At 69.5% G+C, this 18,864-nt stretch carries 16 protein-coding genes; 13 read left to right on the forward strand and 3 right to left on the reverse strand.

Annotated elements, in window-relative coordinates; translation table 11 throughout:
- Positions 1–28 precede the first annotated feature (28 nt).
- The 12 genes from uppS (at position 29) to VEA62_RS15875 (ending at position 13,003) form a co-directional block, all read left to right on the forward strand.
- Positions 29–784 carry a polyprenyl diphosphate synthase gene (gene uppS, locus VEA62_RS15820; protein WP_324823601.1) on the forward strand — a complete coding sequence of 252 codons (756 nt, stop codon included), beginning with the start codon at positions 29–31 and terminating at the stop codon, positions 782–784.
- Positions 784–1,599, forward strand: a complete 816-nt coding sequence (locus VEA62_RS15825; protein ID WP_324823603.1) for a phosphatidate cytidylyltransferase — start codon at positions 784–786, stop codon at positions 1,597–1,599. The genes uppS and VEA62_RS15825 overlap by 1 nt, the downstream gene beginning before the upstream one ends.
- Positions 1,596–2,792: a 1-deoxy-D-xylulose-5-phosphate reductoisomerase gene (dxr, locus tag VEA62_RS15830; RefSeq protein ID WP_324823605.1), complete on the forward strand. Its 1,197-nt coding sequence runs from the start codon at positions 1,596–1,598 to the stop codon at positions 2,790–2,792. The genes VEA62_RS15825 and dxr overlap by 4 nt, the downstream gene beginning before the upstream one ends.
- Before the next feature lie 23 nt (positions 2,793–2,815).
- Positions 2,816–4,030, forward strand: coding sequence for a M50 family metallopeptidase (locus tag VEA62_RS15835; protein ID WP_324823606.1), 1,215 nt, complete (start codon positions 2,816–2,818; stop codon positions 4,028–4,030).
- Positions 4,031–4,119: 89 nt separating this feature from the next.
- Positions 4,120–6,519 carry an outer membrane protein assembly factor BamA gene (gene bamA, locus VEA62_RS15840; RefSeq protein ID WP_324823608.1) on the forward strand — a complete coding sequence of 800 codons (2,400 nt, stop codon included), beginning with the start codon at positions 4,120–4,122 and terminating at the stop codon, positions 6,517–6,519.
- Between the two features lie 35 nt (positions 6,520–6,554).
- Positions 6,555–7,145 carry an OmpH family outer membrane protein gene (locus VEA62_RS15845; protein ID WP_324823610.1) on the forward strand — a complete coding sequence of 197 codons (591 nt, stop codon included), beginning with the start codon at positions 6,555–6,557 and terminating at the stop codon, positions 7,143–7,145.
- A 15-nt stretch (positions 7,146–7,160) separates the two neighbouring features.
- A complete protein-coding gene (lpxD, locus tag VEA62_RS15850; protein ID WP_324823612.1) occupies positions 7,161–8,183 on the forward strand; it encodes a UDP-3-O-(3-hydroxymyristoyl)glucosamine N-acyltransferase in 1,023 nt (340 codons plus the stop codon).
- Positions 8,176–8,655 (forward strand): 3-hydroxyacyl-ACP dehydratase FabZ, encoded by a 480-nt coding sequence (fabZ, locus tag VEA62_RS15855; RefSeq protein ID WP_324823614.1) that lies wholly within the window; start codon positions 8,176–8,178, stop codon positions 8,653–8,655. The genes lpxD and fabZ overlap by 8 nt, the downstream gene beginning before the upstream one ends.
- A complete protein-coding gene (gene lpxA, locus VEA62_RS15860; RefSeq protein ID WP_324823617.1) occupies positions 8,652–9,437 on the forward strand; it encodes an acyl-ACP--UDP-N-acetylglucosamine O-acyltransferase in 786 nt (261 codons plus the stop codon). The genes fabZ and lpxA overlap by 4 nt, the downstream gene beginning before the upstream one ends.
- A complete protein-coding gene (lpxI, locus tag VEA62_RS15865) occupies positions 9,434–10,264 on the forward strand; it encodes a UDP-2,3-diacylglucosamine diphosphatase (protein WP_324823619.1) in 831 nt (276 codons plus the stop codon). The genes lpxA and lpxI overlap by 4 nt, the downstream gene beginning before the upstream one ends.
- The gene (lpxB, locus tag VEA62_RS15870) at positions 10,261–11,445 is read left to right on the forward strand and encodes a lipid-A-disaccharide synthase (RefSeq protein ID WP_324823620.1); all 1,185 of its coding nucleotides are present in this window, start codon (positions 10,261–10,263) and stop codon (positions 11,443–11,445) included. The genes lpxI and lpxB overlap by 4 nt, the downstream gene beginning before the upstream one ends.
- 49 nt (positions 11,446–11,494) lie before the next feature.
- Positions 11,495–13,003 (forward strand): tryptophan halogenase family protein, encoded by a 1,509-nt coding sequence (locus tag VEA62_RS15875; RefSeq protein WP_324823621.1) that lies wholly within the window; start codon positions 11,495–11,497, stop codon positions 13,001–13,003.
- 22 nt (positions 13,004–13,025) lie between these two features.
- Here VEA62_RS15875 and gltA read toward each other — a convergent pair whose 3' ends face one another.
- Positions 13,026–14,327, reverse strand: a complete 1,302-nt coding sequence (gene gltA / locus VEA62_RS15880) for a citrate synthase (protein WP_324823623.1) — start codon at positions 14,325–14,327, stop codon at positions 13,026–13,028.
- A gap of 67 nt (positions 14,328–14,394) precedes the next feature.
- On the reverse strand, positions 14,395–15,831 hold the full coding sequence (gene gltX, locus VEA62_RS15885) for a glutamate--tRNA ligase (RefSeq protein WP_324823624.1): 1,437 nt from the start codon (positions 15,829–15,831) through the stop codon (positions 14,395–14,397).
- 28 nt (positions 15,832–15,859) lie between these two features.
- On the opposite strand from gltX, the gene VEA62_RS15890 reads away from it, so the two are divergent.
- A complete protein-coding gene (locus tag VEA62_RS15890) occupies positions 15,860–17,983 on the forward strand; it encodes a ComEC/Rec2 family competence protein (protein WP_324823625.1) in 2,124 nt (707 codons plus the stop codon).
- Between the two features lie 47 nt (positions 17,984–18,030).
- Here the strand turns inward: VEA62_RS15890 and lexA are convergent, their stop codons facing one another.
- Entirely contained in the window at positions 18,031–18,723 is a 693-nt protein-coding gene (gene lexA, locus VEA62_RS15895) for a transcriptional repressor LexA (protein WP_324823626.1), read from the reverse strand.
- Positions 18,724–18,864 lie beyond the last annotated feature (141 nt).

Genomic DNA, 18,864 nt, shown 5'->3' on the forward strand with positions numbered 1-18,864 from the left:
GCGTTTTGCCGTAGGATACGCGCCGGTCATGCCCGTCGAACCCCTTGAGCAGCCGCCCGCGTCCGATGGGCCCGGCCACGTCGCCCTGATCATGGACGGCAACGGGCGCTGGGCGCAGGCGCGCGGCCTGCCACGGGCCATGGGGCACCGTGAGGGGGTCCAGGCGCTGAAACGCACCGTCAAGGCCGCGCCAGCGCTGGGCATCCGCTGCCTCACGGTGTTCGGCTTCTCGACCGAGAACTGGCGCCGGCCCGCCGAGGAGGTGTCCGACCTGATGGGCCTCGTCCGCTCCTACGTCGCCAGCGACCTTAAGCGGCTGGAACGCGAGGGGGTGCGGGTGCGCATCCTCGGCCGACGGGCGGGCCTGCCGCCCGACATCGCGCGGATCGTCGAGCACACCGAGGCGAGCACCGCCCACAACGACAAATTCCTGCTGCAGGTGGCCTTCAACTACGGCGGCCGCGCCGACATCGTCGACGCCGCCCAACGCTACGCCGATCGGGTGCGGGCGGGGGAGGCCGCCGGGCCCCTCGACGAGGAGACGCTGGGGCTCGGCCTGTCGACCGCCGGCGGCCCTCCCGTCGACGTCATCGTCCGCACCTCCGGCGAGCAGCGGCTGTCGAACTTCCTCCTGTGGGAGGCCGCCTACGCCGAGCTGGTGTTCCAGAACGTGCTGTGGCCGGACTACGGTCCGGAGGCGCTGGCCGACGTGGTCCAGCAGTACCGCAACCGTGACCGGCGCTTCGGGGGGCTGACCCCCGCTCCCGCGCACGCGGCCGGCTGATGGCGATGCGCGCCGGCGACATCGGCCTCAGGGCCGCCTCGGCCGTGGTGCTGGCCCCGGCGGCGGTGCTCGGCATCTGGGCCGGCGGCCTGTGGTTCCTCGCCCTGATGCTGCTGGCCTGCGCCCTGCTGGCCGTCGAATGGGCCATGATGAGCGCGGCGACGGCCTGGCGGCTGATGGCGGGGGCGGTGGCGTTCGGCCTGTTCGCGGCGATCATCTCGGCCCATGTCGAGCAACTCTCGCTCGCGCTCGTCATGCTGGTCTTCTGCGCCGCGGCGGCCGGCCTGTTCGCGCGCAGCCGGGGCCAGGAGGCGCTCGACGCGGCCTATGGCGTGCTCTACCTCGGCTGGCCGGCGGTGCTGCTGATCTGGCTGAGGGACGGCACGGAAGCCAGCGGCCTGGCCTGGACAGTGTCGGCCTTCATCATCGCCTGGGCCTCGGACATCATGGCCTATATGGTCGGCAGCCTGATCGGCGGCCGCAAGCTGTGGCCGCGCTTCTCGCCCAACAAGACCTGGTCGGGCTTCATCGGCGGATTGGTCGCCGGGACGGTGGCGGGCGCGCTGCTGGCCACCTTCCTCGACATGGGGATCGGTCCGGCATGGGGCGCTGGCCTCGGCCTCGCCGCCGCCCTGGCCACCATGGCCGGCGATCTCTGGGAATCCGCCCTCAAGCGCCGCTACGGGGTCAAGGACGCCGGCAAGCTGATTCCCGGCCACGGCGGCCTGCTAGACCGGGTCGACGGGCTGATGTTCGCCGTCGTCGTGGTCGCCTGCGGACGGCTGCTGGTCGTGACCTTCGGAGGCGGGGCGTGATCCGCCGGCGCATCACCGTCCTGGGCTCGACCGGCTCGGTCGGCTCTTCGACGCTGGAGCTGATGGATCAGGCCGAGGCGAGCGGGACCGGGGCGTTCGAGGTCGTGGCCCTGACCGGCGGCGCCAACATAGCCCGGCTGGCCGAACAGGCGCGTCGCTGGAAGCCGAAACTCGCCGTCACCGCCGATCCGGCCCGCCTGGAAGAACTGAGGGACGCCCTGTCCGGAACCGGGGTCGAGGCCGCGGCCGGGGAGGGGGCGGTCATCGAGGCCGCCGCACGGCCCGCCGACTGGGTCATGGCCGCCATCGTCGGCGCCGCGGGGCTGCGCTCGGCCTGGGCGGCGGCTGCGACCGGCGCGACCCTCGCCCTCGCCAACAAGGAAAGCCTGGTCTGCTGCGGTCCGGCCCTGATCGAGCGGGTGCGGCGCTCCGGCGGGCGGCTGATCCCCGTCGATTCGGAACACTCGGCCATCTTCCAGGTCTTCCCGCACGCGGCGCCGCATCAGGTCGCCAAGCTGGTCCTGACCGCCTCGGGCGGGCCGTTCCGCTCGATGCCCCGCGAGACCCTGGCGGACATCACCCCGGAACAGGCGGTGGCCCATCCGAACTGGAGCATGGGGGCCAAGATCTCGGTCGACAGCGCCACCATGGCCAACAAGGGGCTCGAGGCCATCGAGGCGGCCTATCTGTTCGACATGCCCGCCGACCGCATCGATATCGTCGTGCATCCGGAATCGATCATTCACAGCATGGTCGAATACGTCGACGGCTCGACCCTGGCCCAACTGGGCCCGCCCGACATGAAGACGCCGATCGCCTGCGCCCTGGCGTGGCCCGACCGGATCGCCTGGCCGGCGCCACGGCTCGATCTGGCGGCGCTGGGCCGCCTGACCTTCGAAGCGCCGGACGAGGCGCGGTTTCCGGCCCTGAAACTGGCTCGTGAGGCGCTCCGGGCGGGCGGTTCCGCGCCGATCGTGTTCAACGCCGCCAACGAGGTGGCGGCGCTGGCGTTTCTTGACCGTCGTCTGGGCTTTCTCAATATTGCCGCAGTCGTCGCCGACACCTTGTCGCGAGTGACGGCCTCGGGGGTGGATTCCGGTTCCCGCAACGCCTGCGATGCGGCTCTTGCCGTGGATGCGCTGGCGCGGCGGGAGGCGGAGTCGATCGTCCGGGGTCTGGCCGCAGCGGCCTGAACGGCGGAGGGTGACATAACGGCATGACGGGCTTCCTGGGCCAGGCGCTGCTCTACATCGTGCCGTTCCTGCTGGTGCTGACGTTCATCGTCACCATCCACGAACTGGGCCATTTCCTTGTCGCGCGCGCCTTCGGCGTGAAGATCGACCGGTTCTCGATCGGCTTCGGGAAGACGATCGTCGGCCGCACCGACCGCCACGGCACCGAATGGCGCATCGCCTGGCTGCCGTTGGGCGGCTACGTCAAATTCTCCGGCGACCTCGACGCCTCAAGCGTGCCCGACCAGGCCGGCCTCGCCGAACTTCGCCAGCGGGTCATCGCCGAGCATGGGCCGGGCGCCGAGCGCGACTATTTCCACTTCAAGCCGATCTGGCAGCGCGCGCTGATCGTCGCGGCCGGGCCGGCGGCCAATTTCCTGCTGGCTCTGGTGCTTCTCACCGCCCTGTTCATGGCCCTGGGCGAGCTGATCGCGCCGCCGCGGGTCGGGCTGGTCACCCCGGGCTCCCCGGCGGCCGAGGCCGGCTTCCAGCGGGGCGACATGATCCGCACGGTGAACGGCCGGGCCGTCGACGAATCGGCGGACGTCACCGAGATCGTGATCCTCAGCGCCAACGATCCGGTCCGGTTCACCGTCGATCGGGCGGGGCAGGTCGTCAGCCTCGTGGCGACCCCCGTCAGACAGGTCGAGCAGAACGCCATCGCCGGACGGGTGCAGGTGGCCCGGATCGGGCTGCGGATGGAGCCGCTGCGGTCGGACTACCGCTACCGCCGCCTGAACCCGTTCGAGGCCGCGGGCAAGGCCACCGAGCGCATCGGGGCGGTCCTGACCTCGACCGTGACCTATCTCGGACGAATCTTCGCCGGCAAGGAATCGGGCGACCTGCTGAACGGACCGCTCGGCATCGCCAAGGCCGCCGGGGGCATCACCCAGCAATCGGCCGCCGCGAGTTCCGACCCCGGTCTCAGCGCTCTCAACGTGCTGATCAATCTCGTTCAGTTCGCCGCCCTGGTTTCGATCGGGATCGGCTTTGTAAATCTGCTTCCGATCCCGGTCCTCGACGGGGGCCACCTTCTGTTCTACGGCTATGAAGCTGTGGCGCGCAGGCCAGTCCCCGCACGCGTTCAGGAAGTCGGCTACCGCGTCGGTCTTGCTTTGCTGGCGGGATTGATGTTGTTCGCCACCTGGAACGACCTGCAGAAAAACGGCCTGTTCACCTTCCTCGGCGGGCTCGCCTGATGAGCCGACGCCAGCCCCCGATGGTTTCACGCATGATCCGACAAGACGCGTCCGCCCTTCGTTTCGCTCGTGGCCTGAGCCCGAGCCTGATGGCCCTTGTGGTCGCGGCCGGCCTCGCCGGTCCCGCCCTGGCCCAGACTCCGGCCCCAGGTCCGGCCCAGGCTCCGGCCCAGACCGCTCCGAACGTGGTGGTCGAGGAGGCCCCGCAAACGCCCCCCGCCGCCCAGGAGCAGCGGGTGACGGTCAACCGCATCCTGGTGCGCGGCAACCAGCGGATCGACCAGACCACCATCCTGTCCTACCTGCCGATCCAGCCGGGCGACACGGTCGATCCCGCCGTCCTCGACGTGGCCGTCCGGACCCTGACCCGGACCCAGCTGTTCGCGGACGTCCAGCTGGGCGTCCAGCCGAATGGCGACCTGGTCGTCGAGATCGTCGAGAACCCGATCATCAATCAGGTGGTGTTCGAGGGGAACGGCGCGATCGGCGAGGACAAGCTGCGCGAGGAGGTCACCCTGGCCCCCCGCGGCATCTACACCCGCGCCCGGGTGCAGGAGGACGTCGGCAAGATCGTCGAGCTCTACCGCCTGTCCGGCCGCATCTCCGCCACGGTCACGCCAAAGCTGGTCCAGCTGGACCAGAACCGGGTCGACGTGGTCTTCGAGATCGACGAGGGCCCCGAGACCGGCGTCCGGGCGATCACCTTCCTCGGCAACACCGCCTTTTCGGACGGCGATCTGCAGGAGGTGATGGTCACCAAGCGCTCGCAGTGGTGGCAGATCTTCTCGTCAAACGACAACTACGACCCGAATCGCCTCGACTACGATCGGGAGCAGCTGCGGAAATTCTATACGAACCGCGGCTATTACGACTTCCGCGTCCTGTCGGCGATCGCCGAGCTCGCCCCGGATGACAGCGCCTTCGGCATCACCATCACCGTCAACGAGGGCGACCGCTACAATTTCGGCACGGTCGACGTGGTCACCGAGAACGACCGGCTGAACCCCGAATTCCTCAAGATGCTGCTGCCGATCCGGTCGGGCCAGCTGTACGAGAGCGACCAGATCGAGGCGGCGGTCGACGCCCTGACCTTCGCCGCCGGGTCCGCCGGCTACGCCTTCGTCGAAATCGAGCCGACCTACCGCGCCAACCCCGAGACCGACACCGTCGACGTCACCTTCAACGTCAAGGAAGGCCAGCGCGTCTACGTCGACCGGATCAACGTCATCGGCAACACCCGCACCCTGGACAACGTCATCCGCCGCGAGATGATGTTGACCGAGGGCGACGCCTTCAATCGCACCCTGCTGGAGCGTTCGCGCAACAACCTGCGCGGCCTGGGCTTCTTCAAGGACGTCACTGTCGAGGAAGCCCGCGGATCGGCCCCCGACCGCTCGGTCGTCAACGTCACCGTGACGGAACAGCCGACCGGCGAACTGTCCGTCGGCGCGGGCTTCAGCTCGGTCGACTCCTTCGTCGTCAACCTGGGCATTACCGAGCGGAACTTCCGCGGGCGCGGTCAGAACGTCGTCGCGCGGATCGAATGGGGCTCGCTGCGCCAGCAGATCGACTTCCGCTTCACCGAGCCGAAATTCCTCGGCCGCGACCTGCGCGCCGGCTTCGACGCCTTCCACTCGCGCTACGACCTCAGCGAATATTCCTCGTACGACTACCGCTCCACCGGCGGCGGCGTGCGCCTGTCCTATCCGCTGAACGCCTACACCCTGCTGAGCACCCGCTATTTCCTCAAGGCGGACGAGATCATCGTCCCGACCAATTTCTGCGTGCCCGGCGGCACGGGTTCGAACGCCCTGTGCGACCAGGTCGGCTCGTTCCTCAACTCGTCGGCCGGCTACACGCTGTACGTCGATCGCCGGAACGATCCGGTCCGTCCGACGCGGGGCTGGACCGGCTCGCTGCGCCAGGACTTCGCCGGCATCGGCGGCGACGTGAACTATGTGAAGACCGAGGCCGACGTGTCCGCCTACTGGGGCATCACGCCGAACTGGATCGTCACGGCCGCGGCCTCGACCGGCTATGTGTCCGGCTGGGGCGGCGATCCGATCCGCATCAACGACCGCTTCTTCAAGGGCGGCAACAGCTTCCGCGGCTTCGAGACGGCGGGCATCGGGCCGCGTGACCTGACCACCACGGACGCGCTCGGCGGTAACTTCTACGTCATCGGCACCCTCGAGCTGACGGTTCCGAACGGTCTGCCCGAGGAATATGGTATCCGCACCTCGCTGTTCACCGACGTGGGCACCGTGGGCGCCCTGGATGACCGCTACACCGTGATCCAGTCTGGCCCCAACGCCGGCCAGCGCGATCCGAATATCGCGGACGAGCTGGATCTGCGCGCGACGGCGGGCGTGAGCATCCACTGGCGTTCGCCGATGGGCCCGATCCGCTTCGACCTCAGCAAGGTCCTCGGCAGCCAGGAATACGACAAGACAGAAACCTTCCGCTTCTCGACCTCAACCCAGTTCTAACCGGCGGGCCCTTGGGCCCGATCAAAGGCATAACGATGAAAACCCTCGCTTTCGGCGCTTTCGCCCTCACCGTGCTGACCGCCGGTGCGGCCTCGGCCCAGACCCCCCAGCAGCAGATCACGCACGGCGCGCCCGTGCCCGGCGTTTGCGTGCTCAACCTCGAAGGCGTCATCCGCACCTCCACGGCGGGCCAGGGCGTCGCCACGCGCATGCAGGCCCTGCAGCAGGAAGTCGCGACCGAGCTGGCTCCCTACCAGACCGCGATCGAACAGGAAGACGCCGCCCTGCTCCAGGCGGGCGCCTCGCTGCCCGCCGACCAGCGCCAGCAGCGCGCCCAGGCCCTGCAGGCCCGCTACTCCGAATACCAGCAGCTGGGCCAGACCCGCGAGCGCGAGCTCCAGTACACCGCCTCGCTGCAGCAACGGGCCCTGTTCACCGCGGCGGACCCGATCATCGCGTCCATCTACCAGTCGCGGAACTGCAGCATCCTGCTGGACCGCTCGAACGTCTATCTGACCAACCCGGGCATGGACATCAGCGAAGCCGTTCTTCAGCAACTGAACAGCCAGGTTCCGTCGCTGCCGAACTTCAACCGCACCCCGGTGCCGGTCCAGCAGCAGCAGTAGGTCCAGTATCGGGAGATGCCTGATCCGCGCTTCTTCGAACACCTGCCGGCGCTGAGCGTCGCCGGGCTGGCCGAGCGGATCGAGGCGGAAGTCGTTCGCGGCGGAGATCGAATGATCTCCGCCGTCGCGCCTCTCGGGACGGCGGGGCCGGAAGACCTCGCCTTCCTGGGCGACCGTCGCTTCCTGAACAGCCTTTCTGGCGCCGCCGCCGGCTGCGTCATTCTTCCTGCGTCGGCCGTCGAGGCGGCTCCCCCGGGCGCCGCCGTCATCGTTTCGGGCGAGGCCCAGGCCGCCTGGGCGAGGGCGTCGCTGCTTTTCCATCGTCCCATTTCCCTGACCTGCTCTCTCGCGCCCGATGATGTCGTCGAGGACGATACGGTCGTGATCGAGCCGGGCGTGGTGCTGGGCGCCGGGGCCCGCATCGGGCGCGGCAGCCGGATCGGCGCCAACACCGTCATCGGCCCGGGCGTGCAGATCGGCCGCGACTGCGTGATCGGATCGAACGTCACCATCGGCTTCGCCCTGATCGGCGACCGGGTGCGGCTATTGTCCGGCGCCCGCATCGGAGAGCCGGGATTTGGAGCCGCGGTGTCGCGCTCGGGCCCCGTGGACGTGCCCCAGCTGGGCCGCGTCATCCTGCAGGACGGCGTCAGCGTGGGCGCCAACAGCTGCATCGATCGCGGCGCCTATGACGACACGGTCATCGGCGAGAATACCAAGATCGATAACCTGGTCATGATCGGCCACAACTGCGTGATCGGCCGCAACTGCCTGATGGCCGCCAATACCGGCCTGTCGGGCTCGGTGACCGTCGGGGACGGCGTCATGTTCGGCGGCAAGGCCGGCGTGGGCGACCATCTCAGCATCGGCGACGGCGCCCGGGTCGCGGCCGGCGCCGGGGTGCTGCAGGACATTCCCGCCGGCGAAACCTGGTCCGGATATCCCGCGAAACCCCTCCGACAGTTCTTGCGTGAAGCGGTCTGGCTCGCCAAACAGGCGTCCGGAAAGGCACGCGCAGGGAAGGCCGGGAATGACTGACGAAAAGGGAGCCGGGGGGACCATCGACTACGCCGAGGTGATGCGGCGCCTGCCGCACCGCTATCCGTTCCTGCTGGTCGACAGGGCCGAGGACTTCGTTTCCGGAACCTCGATCACCGGCATCAAGAACGTCACCCACAACGAGCCCTACTTCCCGGGCCACTTTCCGATCGACCCGGTCATGCCTGGCGTGATGATCGTCGAAGCCATGGCCCAGACGGGCGCGCTGATGATGTCCAAGACCATGGACGTCGCCGTGGAGGGCAAGATCATCATGTTCATGTCCATCGACGGCGTTCGCTTCCGCAAGCCGGCGCGTCCCGGCGACCAGCTGCGGATGAAGGTGGTGGTCACGAAACAGCGCGGCGACGTTTTCAAATTCCGCGGCGAGACCTTCATCGACGGCAAGCTGGCCGCGGAGGCCGACTTCGCCGCCATGGTGGTCACCGTCGACCAGCCGGCGGCGTCGTGAGCATTCACCCCACCGCGATCGTGGACGCCGGCGCGCGCCTGGCGGAGGGCGTGGAGGTCGGTCCCTGGTGCACGGTCGGCCCGGGCGTGGTCCTGCACGAGGATGTGCGGCTCGTCAGCCATGTGGTGATCCAGCAGGACACGACCGTCGGCGCCCGCACGGTCATCCATCCCTTCGCCGTGATCGGCGGAGATCCTCAGCACGGCGGCTACAAGGGCGAGGCGGTCACGCTGGAGATCGGCTCCGACAACCTGATCCGCGAGCACTGCACCTTCAATCGGGGGACGCCGCAGGGGGTCGGGGTGACCCGGGTCGGCTCCAACGGCCTGTTCATGACGGGGGCTCACGTCGGCCACGACGCGGTCGTCGGCGACAATGTGGTCATGGCCAATAACGCCACCCTCGGCGGTCACGCGCGCATCGGGTCAAAGGTCTTCCTCGGCGGTCTGTGCGCCGTGCATCAGAACGGCCGGGTGGGGCAGGGCGCCATCGTCGGCGGACTGGCCGCGGTGACCCGCGACGTCATCCCCTATGGCTCGGCCTGGGGCAATCACGCGCGCCTTCACGGCCTCAACCTGATAGGCCTCAAGCGCAAGGGCTACGGCAAGGACGCCATCCGCCGGCTGCTGGCGGCGTATCGCGACCTGTTCGAGGGCGGCGGGACCTTCGGCGAGCGCGTCGATGCGGTGGCGAGCGACTACGCCGACCTGCCTGAGATCATGGAGATCATCGCCTTCATCCGCGAGGACGGCAAACGTCCGCTTTGCCTGCCCGGCGAATGAGCAAGCTGGGTCTGATCGCCGGCGGCGGGGCCCTGCCGCTGTCCGTCGCCGCCCGCTGCGAGGCCGAGGGCCGGCCGGTCTTCGTGGTCCGGCTGGCGGGCTTCGCCGATCCGCACCTGGTCCGCTATCCCGGTGTAGACGCCGGCATGGCCGAGATCGGCCGCGTCCTCTCGGCGCTGAAGAAGGCGGGCTGCGACGCCGTCTGCTTCGCCGGCACGGTCAATCGGCCCGACTTCAAGAGCCTCAAGCCGGATTTCAAGGGAATGACCCTGCTGCCGGGCATCATTGCGGAGGCGGCCAAGGGCGATGACGCCCTGCTGCGCAAGATCCTGTCGGTGTTCGAGGGCGAGGGTTACGCCATCGAGGGGGCCGACGACATCCTTGGCGGCGAGACCCTGCCGGCCGGTGCGCTTGGACGCGTGACACCGACGGCGGAGCAGATTCAGGATCTGAAGAAGGCCCTGTATGTCGCGGAAAAGGCCGGAGAACTGGATATCGGCCAAGGGGCGGTCGTGTGCGATGGCCTGGTTCTGGCGGTCGAAGCCCAGGAAGGCACGGACGCCATGCTGGCCCGGGTCGCCGGTCTGCCGGCTGACCTGCGCGGCTCGCCGGCAACGCGCAAGGGAGCGCTCGGCAAGGCGCCCAAGCCGATCCAGGACCTGCGCGTCGACATGCCGGTGATGGGAGCCCGGACCGTGGAGCTCGCCGCCGCCGCGGGCCTTGCCGGCGTCGGAGGCGTGGCCGGCAAGCTGATCCTGATCGACCATGCGGCCATTGTCGAAGCCGCCGACCGCCTCGGCCTGTTCGTCTGGGGTGAGACGCGATGAGCCGGCCGCTGAAAATCATGCTGGTGGCGGCGGAGGCGTCGGGCGACGCGCTCGGGGCCGGGCTCGCCCACGCCCTCAAGGCGCGGCTGGGCGACGATGTCGCCTTCGTCGGCGTCGGCGGGTCGAAGATGGCTGCGGCCGGGGTCGCCAGCCCGTTCGACATCACCGACCTGTCGGTGCTTGGCTGGCTTGAGGGCCTCAAGGCCTATGGCGTGGTCAAGCGGCGGGTCGCCGACACCGCGGCCCTGGCCATGGCCGAACGGCCCGACGCCGTGGTCCTGATCGACAGCTGGGGATTCACCATTCGCGTGGCCAAGGCGATCCGGGCGGCCCTGCCGGACACGCCGCTGATCAAATATGTCGGTCCGCAGGTCTGGGCCTCCCGTCCGGGCCGGGCGAAGACCTTGGCGGGCGCGGTCGACCACCTGCTGGCGCTCTACGCCTTTGACGCGCCGTGGTTCGAGCGCGAGGGCCTGGCGACGACCGTGGTTGGGTCGCAGGCCTTGCACGTCGACATGAGCGGCGCCGATCCGGCAGCCTTCAGGGCGTCGCGCGGCATCGCCCGTGATGCGCCCCTGCTGCTGGTGCTGCCGGGGAGCCGCCCGTCCGAGATTCGCCTGATGACTCCGGTCTATGAAGAGGCCGTCTCCCGGCTCAAGCGGCAGGATCCGACGCTGGAGGTCGCCGTCGTCGCGGCCGGCGCCGTGGCCGACGACGTCACGGCCCGGGTCGCGTCCTGGCCGTTCCGGGCTCACCTCGTGCCGGAAAGCGAAAAATACTCCGCCATGAAGGCCGCCACGGTCGCCCTCGCGACCAGCGGCACCGTCTCCACCGAACTGGCGCTGGCGGGGGCGCCGATGGTGATCTCCTACCGCTTCCAGCCGCTCAGCTACGCGATCATGAAGCCGTTCTTCACCGGCAAGTACGCGACCCTGTTCAACCACGCCGCCGGCGAGGAGATCGCTCCGGAGCTGATCCAGAACGACGCCACGCCCGGCAGGCTGGCCGAGGCCGTCGGACGCTTGCTCGCGGACCCGGAGGCGCGGGCGGGGCAGTCGGCGCGCCAGACTGCTGCGCTGGACCTGATGGGGCGGGAGGGGCGCGACCCGTCGGAGCTGGCCGCCGACGCGGTGCTGCGGGTCATCGTCGAGCGTCGCGGCGCCGGGCCCTCCCCGGACTGAGCTCCGGCCCACGCCTTGCCATCGCGGTTCGAGCCGCTACGCTCCCCCCGTGACCCAACAGGCCATAGAAACAGTCGCCGTCATCGGCGGCGGGACCGCAGGCTGGATGGCGGCGGCGGCGCTGGCCCGAAAACTTCGCGGCACGGTGAGGATCACCCTCGTCGAGTCGGCCGAGATCGGCACGGTTGGCGTGGGCGAGGCGACGATTCCCCCGATCGTCGACTTCAACACCTTCCTGGGCATCGACGAGACCGCCTTCATCCAGGCGACGCAGGCCAGCTTCAAGCTGGGCATAGAACTGCGCGACTGGGGCGCGCCGGGCGACCGCTACCTGCACCCGTTCGGCCGCTACGGCCTCGATTTCGAGGGCGCCTCATTCCACCAGCACTGGCTGCGCCAGAGGGAGCTGGGCGATCCCGGGACGTTGGACGAATACTGCCTGCCAGCCGCCGCGGCCCGGGCCGGGAAATTCTTCCGGCCGGTGAAGGATACGCGGAACATCCTGTCGATGCTCGCCTACGCCTTCCATTTCGATGCTTCGCGCTACGCCGCCTTCCTGCGCGCCTATGCCGAGGAGCGAGGCGTGGTGCGGCAGGAAGGGAAGATCGTCGAGGTCGTGCAACGCCCTCTCGACGGCTTCATTGAGGGCGTGCGCCTCGAATCGGGCGAGGTGATCGAGGCCGACTTGTTCGTAGACTGCACGGGCTTCCGCGGCCTGCTGATCGAGCAGACGCTGGAAGCCGGCTTCGAGGACTGGAGCCACTGGCTGCCCTGCGACCGCGCCGTAGCGGTGCCCAGCCAGAACGTCGGACCGCCCGAGCCCTACACCCGCTCTACGGCTCAGAGGGCGGGCTGGCGCTGGCGCATCCCCCTGCAGCACCGGACCGGCAACGGCTATGTCCACTGCAGCCAGTTCATCAGTGAGGATGAGGCCACGGCCGATCTGCTGGCGGGGCTGGATGGCGAGGCCCTCGCCGAACCGCGGATGCTACGCTTCAAGACGGGCCGGCGGCGTAAGTCATGGATCAGAAACTGCGTCGCCATCGGCCTGGCCTCGGGGTTTCTCGAGCCGCTGGAATCGACCAGCATCCATATGATCCAGACCGGCATCTTCCGCCTGCTGGCCCTGTTCCCCGACCGCACCTTCGATCCGGTCCTGGCCGAGGAGTACAATCGCCAGGCCGCAAACGAATACGCCCGGCTGCGAGACTTCGTGATCCTGCACTACCACGCCACGACCCGCTCGGACTCGCCGCTGTGGGACCATGTGCGGACCATGGAGATCCCCGAGACCCTGCAGCGCAAGCTGGCCCTGTTCCGCAGCCAGGGCCGCTTCTTCCGCGAGGACGAGGAACTGTTCTCGGAGACCAGCTGGGTCGCGGTGATGATGGGGCAGGGCGTCATGCCGCGCGCCTACGACCCCGTCGCGGCGGCTCACGACCCTGAGGCGATGCGTCAGCGTATGGAGCGTTTCCGCCATGCCGTGGCCCACGCCGCGGCTGAGATGCCGACCCACCAGGCCTTCATCGATCGGTACTGCAAGGCCCCGCCGGTCTGACGGCGGGGCCCCGCCCGTCGGGTCAGCCCCGGTTCTGGATGGGCACGTAGTCGCGCTCGGTCGGGCCGGTGTAGAGCTGGCGCGGGCGGCCGATCTTCTGGGTCGGATCGCCGATCATCTCCTGCCACTGGGCGATCCAGCCGACCGTGCGGGCCAGCGAGAACAGCACGGTGAACATCGAGGTCGGGAAGCCCATCGCCGACAGGGTGATGCCCGAATAGAAGTCCACGTTCGGGAATAGTTTGCGCTCGATGAAATACTCGTCGTTCAGCGCGATCCGCTCCAGCTCCTTGGCGACCTGGAACAGCGGGTCGTTGGGGTCGCCGACGGCCTCCAGCACCTCGTCGGCGCTCTCCTTCATCACCCGGGCGCGCGGATCGTAGTTCTTGTAGACCCGGTGGCCGAAGCCCATCAGCTTGTATTTCTTGGCCTTCACGCCCTCGATGAACTCGGGGATGCGCTCCGGAGTGCCGATCTCCTTCAGCATGGTCAGCGCCTCCTCGTTGGCGCCGCCGTGCGACGGGCCCCACAGGCAGGCGATCCCCGCCGCGATACAGGCGAAGGGATTGGCTCCCGAAGAACCGGCCAGGCGGACGGTCGAGGTCGAGGCGTTCTGCTCGTGATCGGCGTGCAGGATGAAGATCCGGTCCATGGCCTTGGCCAGCACCGGATTGACCACATACTCCTCGGCCGGAACGGCGAAGCACATGCGCAGGAAATTCTCGGCGTAGTTCAGGTCGTTGCGCGGCGAGATGAACGGCTGGCCGATGTGGTACTTGTAGGCCCGGGCCGCGATGGTCGGCATCTTGGCGATCAGCCGGATGGCCGAGATGTTGCGCTGGACCGGATCATGGATGTCCAGGCTGTCGTGATAGAAGGCCGACAGGGCGCCGACGGTGCCGACCATGATGGCCATCGGGTGGGCGTCGCGGCGGAACCCCTCGAAGAAGCGGTCGAACTGCGAGTGCAGCATCGTGTGCATGGTGATGTTGCGCTCGAAGGCCTCGTATTCGGAAGCCGTCGGCAGCTCGCCATGCAGCAGCAGGTGGCAGACCTCGACGAAGTTCGAGCGCGAGGCCAGCTGGTCGATCGGATAGCCGCGGTGCAGCAGGGTGCCCGCATCGCCGTCGATGAAGGTCAGGCCGCTCTCGCAGGCCGCCGTCGAGGTGAAGCCGGGATCATAGGTGAAGGCGTCGGTGGCGCCGTAGAGCTTGCGGATGTCGATCACGTCGGGGCCGGTCGAACCCGACAGCACCGGCAGGTCCACGGACTTGTCGCCGTAGGTGAGGGTGGCCGAGCCGGCGGGTTTGGCGAGTTCAGTCATAGGGGCCCCTTGGTGAGACGGCGGCCTCGCACATGGGAGGCGGCGGGTCGTGGTTCGCTATCGGAAGTCAGATAGTCTGTTGCAGCGCATCATTCAAACGGCCGAGGCTCTCTTCCCGCCCCAGCGCCGCCAAAGTTTTCGCGATGTCGGGCGAGGCCGAGCCGCCGGTCAGCGCCGCGCGCGCCGCCGGGCCGATCTTGCCGAAGCCGACGGCCTCCTCCTCGGCGAACACCTTCAGTTCGGCCTCGAGGGCGAACACGTCCCAGCTCTCGAACAGGGCGAGCCGGTCGCGCAGGCGGCCGATGCGTTCCCCTGACTCGCCCGTCAGCAATTCCCGCCCCTTGGCGGCGATGGCGATCGGCCGCGCCGCCAGCACGAAGGCGGTCTGGTCGGCCAGCTCCAGCGTGGTCCTGGCCCGGTCCTTCACGAATGGCATGGCCCGTGTCAGCCGCGCCTCGTCGTCGGGGCCCAGAACGTGGCCGCGCGCCAGGTGCACGTCCAGCGTCAGCTTGGCCAGGCGGTCGTCGTCGGCCAGCCGGATCCAGTGGGCGTTGACGTGGGCCAGCTTGTCGAAGTCCAGCCGCGCCGGGGCCCGCCCCACGCCGGCCAGATCGAACCATTCGATGGCCTGGGCGTCCGAGAACAGCTCGTCGTCGCCGTGGGCCCAGCCCAGCCGCGCCAGATAGTTGCGCATCGCCTCGGGCAGATAGCCCATTTCGGCATACTCGTGCACCGCCTGGGCCCCGTGTCGCTTCGACAGTTTGGCGCCGTCGGGCCCGTGGATCAGGGGAATGTGGGCGAAGGTCGGCCGGGTCCAGCCGAGCGCGTCGTAGATCAGGCTCTGGCGGGCGGCGTTGTTCAGGTGGTCGTCGCCGCGGATGACATGCGTCACCCCCATGTCGTGGTCGTCGACGACCACGGCGAGATTGTAGGTCGGCGCGCCGTCGGAGCGCAGGATGACGAGGTCGTCCAGAGAGGCGGACTCCCAGCGCACCGTCCCCTGCACCGCGTCCTCGACGACGACCGGCGCGTCGGCCGGACGGCGGAAGCGCACGGTGTGCGGCTTCGCCAGATGGTCGACCGTGGGCGTGCGGTCGCGCCACGGCGATTCAAAGGGGCGGCCCGCGGCCTTGGCGGCGTCGCGCAGGGCGCCGGTCTCCTCCGCGGACAGGAAATCGCGATAGGCGTGCCCGGTCTCCAGAAGAATATTCGCCACTTCGCGATGGCGGTCGGCGCGGGCGTACTGGAACACCGGCTCCTCGTCGGCGAACAGGCCCAGCCAGCTCAGGCCGTCGAAGATCGCCCTGACCGCCGCTTCCGTCGAGCGCTCGCGATCCGTGTCTTCAACCCGGACCAGGAACCTGCCGTTGTGACGCCTGGCGTACAGCCAGTTGAAAAGCGCCGTGCGAGCGCCGCCTATGTGCAGATAGCCGGTCGGCGAGGGGGCGAAGCGGGTGACGACTTCGGACTTGGACGTGCTCGGGGAGGCGGACGGGGAGGTCATGGCGGGCGTTATACCGCCCGCTCAGCCTATGCCCAGCCTTCGCGCGCGCGCAGCCGGATTTCTGCTCGCCCAGGTCCTCACCCAGTCCCTGCGCTGGCGGCTGTGGGCCCCGGTGGCGCTCGGCGGCGGCTGCGCCGTCTATTTCTCGCTGAAGTCCGAGCCGCAGGCATGGCCGCTGCTGGCGCTCGCCGTCCTGACCTCCGCCGCATGGTTCGGCGCCAGATGGCCCCGGCTGGACCGTATCTGGACCCTGCCGCTGATGCTGTTGGCCTGTTTCGCCCTCGGCCTCGCCGTCGCCAAGGCGCGCACCGATGCGGTCGCCGCGCCGATCGCCCCCGCCATGGACGAGCCGACCGTGGTCGAGGGCTGGGTCGTCGACGTCGACAGCCCCGGCGCCGCCGGGCCGCGCGTCGTCATCGCCCCGGTCCGCATCCGCGGCCTCGCGGCGGAGGACACGCCGGTGCGCCTGCGCGCCACCGTGCGCGGAGCGGCGCCCGAGCCGGGCGAGGCGATCCGCCTGTTCGCCATCCTCAATCCGCCGCCGGCGCCCGCCAGCCCCGGCGCCTACGACTTCGGCCGCACGGCCTTCTTTCAGGCCATGGGCGGCGTGGCCTTCGGGCTCGGCGAGGTTCGGCCCGCCTCCCTGCCGGAGCCGCCGTGGCGGCTGCGCGCGGCCATGGCGGTCAACCGCGTCCGCTATGACCTCGCCAGGCGGATCGTGGCGCGGCAGGGCGAGCGGGCCGGCGGGATCGCCGCCGCCATGACCACGGGCCATGAAGCCTGGCTCGATCCGGCCGATGTCGATGTGATGCGCGACTCCGGCCTGGCGCACATCCTGTCGATCTCGGGCCTGCACATGGCGGTCGTCGGCGGCTTCGCCTTCTTCCTCGTGCGGCTGCTGGTCGCCGCCTGGCCGTGGCTGGCCCTGCGCGTGCCGGGCAAGAAGGTGGCGGCGGTCGGCGGGCTGCTCGCGGTCGGGACCTATCTGGTCATTTCGGGCGCCCCGCCGCCGGCCGAACGGGCCGCCATCACCGCCTCCATCGCCTTTCTCGCCATCCTGCTGGACCGCCAGGCCATCACCATGCACGCCCTCGCGGTCGCGGCCTTCGTGGTGCTGCTGTTGCAGCCGGAAGCCATTGTCACGCCCGGCTTCCAGATGTCGTTCGCGGCGACGGCCGCCCTGGTCGCCCTGGTCGAGGCGTGGCCGACCCGCCCGCGCGAGATTTCCACTCCATGGCCGATCCTCCTGGTGCAGCGCACCGGGGCCTGGATCGGCGGCGCCGTCCTCGCCAGCCTGGTCGCGGGCGCGGCGACGGGCCCGTTCGCCATGCAGCATTTCAACCGCACGGCCATGTACGGCCTGGCCGCCAACCTGGCCACGGCGCCGGTGTCCGACTTCCTGATCATGCCGGCCCTGGCGCTCGGCGCCCTGCTGGAGCCGCTCGGACTCGGCGCGCCCTTCCTGTGGCTGGCGGCGAAGGGGATCGAGCTGATGCTGGCCATCGGGGCCTGGACCGCGGGATTGCCCGGCGCGGTGCGGACGGTGGCGAGCGCGCCGGACTTCGTGCTGCCCATCGCCTTCCTCGGGGTGCTGTTCTGCTGCCTGTGGCGCGGGCCGCTGCGCTGGCTCGGCCTGCCGTTCGCCGCGGCGGTGATGCTCTGGCCGCGCGCGCCCACTCCGGATCTGTGGATCGGCGACGGCGGGACCAATGCGGCGTGGACCGTGGCGGGGGAGGCGGTCGTGGCGCGGCCGGGCGTGCGCCAATTCGCCGTCGATGTCTGGTCCCGGCGGCGCGGCCTGACGCCGGTCGAACGGCCGGAAGAGGGCTGGGCCTGCACCCGCTTCTCCTGCGCGCCCGAGACCGCCGAAGCGGGACCGCTGGCCCTGTGGTGGGGCCGTCGCGCGCCGTCTGCGGAGCAGCTGGACGGGCTGTGCCGGTCCGCGCCCGTGGTCAGCGTGCGGTCGCCCGTCGGGGTGCTGCCGGCGTCATGCGACGGCCGGCTGGTGCTCGATGGCGTGGACTACGCCCGCGGCGGGGCGGTCGAGCTGTGGCGCGAAGGGCCGGCGGCCGACAACCGCTGGCGGGCCGTCTGGTCGGCGCAGGAGCGCGGCGACCGGCCGTGGAGCCGTCCCGGATCAGGTCCGGGATGACAAATGCCCGCCTTGTCGTCCCGGAGCGGCGCAGCCGCAATCCGGGATCAGTGATAGCGCCGGATGAGCCCGACCAGCTTGCCCTGCACCTCGACCTGGTCCGGTCCGAAGATGCGGGTCTCATAGTTGCGGTTGGCCGGCTCCAGCGCGATCGAGCCGCCCTTCTTGCGCAGCCGCTTCAGGGTGGCTTCCTCGCCCTCGACCAGGGCGACCACGATATCGCCGGAGGTGGCGGTGTCGGCCGATTTGATGATCACCAGGTCGCCGTTGAGAATCCCGGCCTCGATCATCGAATCGCCCTCGATCTCGAGCAGATAGTGCTCGCCGGCGCCCAGCATGGCCTCCGGCACCGGATAGCGGGCGGTCTCGTGCTCGATGGCCGCGATCGGCGTGCCGGCGGCGATCTTGCCCATCAGCGACAGTTCGCGGGTATCGTTGGCCGCCTCGACCGCCTGCGGCCGTCCGCCGCCCTCGATCACGCCGGGGGTGAAGCCGGCCCGGCCGCGCGGCGCGCCCGCCGTGGCCTGATCCGGCATCTTCACCACCTCCAGCGCCCGCGCCCGGTGGGCCAGCCGCCGGATGAAGCCGCGCTCCTCCAGCGCCGTGATCAGCCGGTGGATGCCCGACTTCGACGCCAGATCCAGCGCCTCCTTCATCTCGTCGAACGACGGGGAGACGCCGGTCTCCTTGATCCGTTCGTGGATGAACATCAGCAGTTCGTGCTGTTTGCGCGTGAGCATTGGCGACCTCGGCGGCGAATCCCGTTTCGGGAACGCTAGCGGAACAAACCGCAAACGTCCACAAGGTGTTCCTGTGCTGTTCCGGTTAAGGTCCGGTTACCGTGCCGCTTGGCTGGTCGGCGGTTGTCACGCGCGCCGTCG

Source organism: Brevundimonas sp. (genome assembly GCF_035627475.1).
Taxonomy (GTDB): domain Bacteria; phylum Pseudomonadota; class Alphaproteobacteria; order Caulobacterales; family Caulobacteraceae; genus Brevundimonas.

What these genes read in the sequence shown, in the direction of transcription:
- VEA62_RS15890 (WP_324823625.1), top strand. Translation starts at nt 15,860, where the DNA reads ATGCCCAGCCTTCGCGCGCGCGCAGCCGGATTTCTGCTCGCCCAGGTC.
- bamA (WP_324823608.1), top strand. Translation starts at nt 4,120, where the DNA reads ATGGCCCTTGTGGTCGCGGCCGGCCTCGCCGGTCCCGCCCTGGCCCAG.
- lpxI (WP_324823619.1), top strand. Translation starts at nt 9,434, where the DNA reads ATGAGCAAGCTGGGTCTGATCGCCGGCGGCGGGGCCCTGCCGCTGTCC.
- VEA62_RS15845 (WP_324823610.1), top strand. Translation starts at nt 6,555, where the DNA reads ATGAAAACCCTCGCTTTCGGCGCTTTCGCCCTCACCGTGCTGACCGCC.
- lpxB (WP_324823620.1), top strand. Translation starts at nt 10,261, where the DNA reads ATGAGCCGGCCGCTGAAAATCATGCTGGTGGCGGCGGAGGCGTCGGGC.
- VEA62_RS15835 (WP_324823606.1), top strand. Translation starts at nt 2,816, where the DNA reads ATGACGGGCTTCCTGGGCCAGGCGCTGCTCTACATCGTGCCGTTCCTG.
- fabZ (WP_324823614.1), top strand. Translation starts at nt 8,176, where the DNA reads ATGACTGACGAAAAGGGAGCCGGGGGGACCATCGACTACGCCGAGGTG.
- lpxD (WP_324823612.1), top strand. Translation starts at nt 7,161, where the DNA reads ATGCCTGATCCGCGCTTCTTCGAACACCTGCCGGCGCTGAGCGTCGCC.
- uppS (WP_324823601.1), top strand. Translation starts at nt 29, where the DNA reads ATGCCCGTCGAACCCCTTGAGCAGCCGCCCGCGTCCGATGGGCCCGGC.
- VEA62_RS15825 (WP_324823603.1), top strand. Translation starts at nt 784, where the DNA reads ATGGCGATGCGCGCCGGCGACATCGGCCTCAGGGCCGCCTCGGCCGTG.
- gltA (WP_324823623.1), bottom strand. Translation starts at nt 14,327, where the DNA reads ATGACTGAACTCGCCAAACCCGCCGGCTCGGCCACCCTCACCTACGGC.
- lexA (WP_324823626.1), bottom strand. Translation starts at nt 18,723, where the DNA reads ATGCTCACGCGCAAACAGCACGAACTGCTGATGTTCATCCACGAACGG.
- gltX (WP_324823624.1), bottom strand. Translation starts at nt 15,831, where the DNA reads ATGACCTCCCCGTCCGCCTCCCCGAGCACGTCCAAGTCCGAAGTCGTC.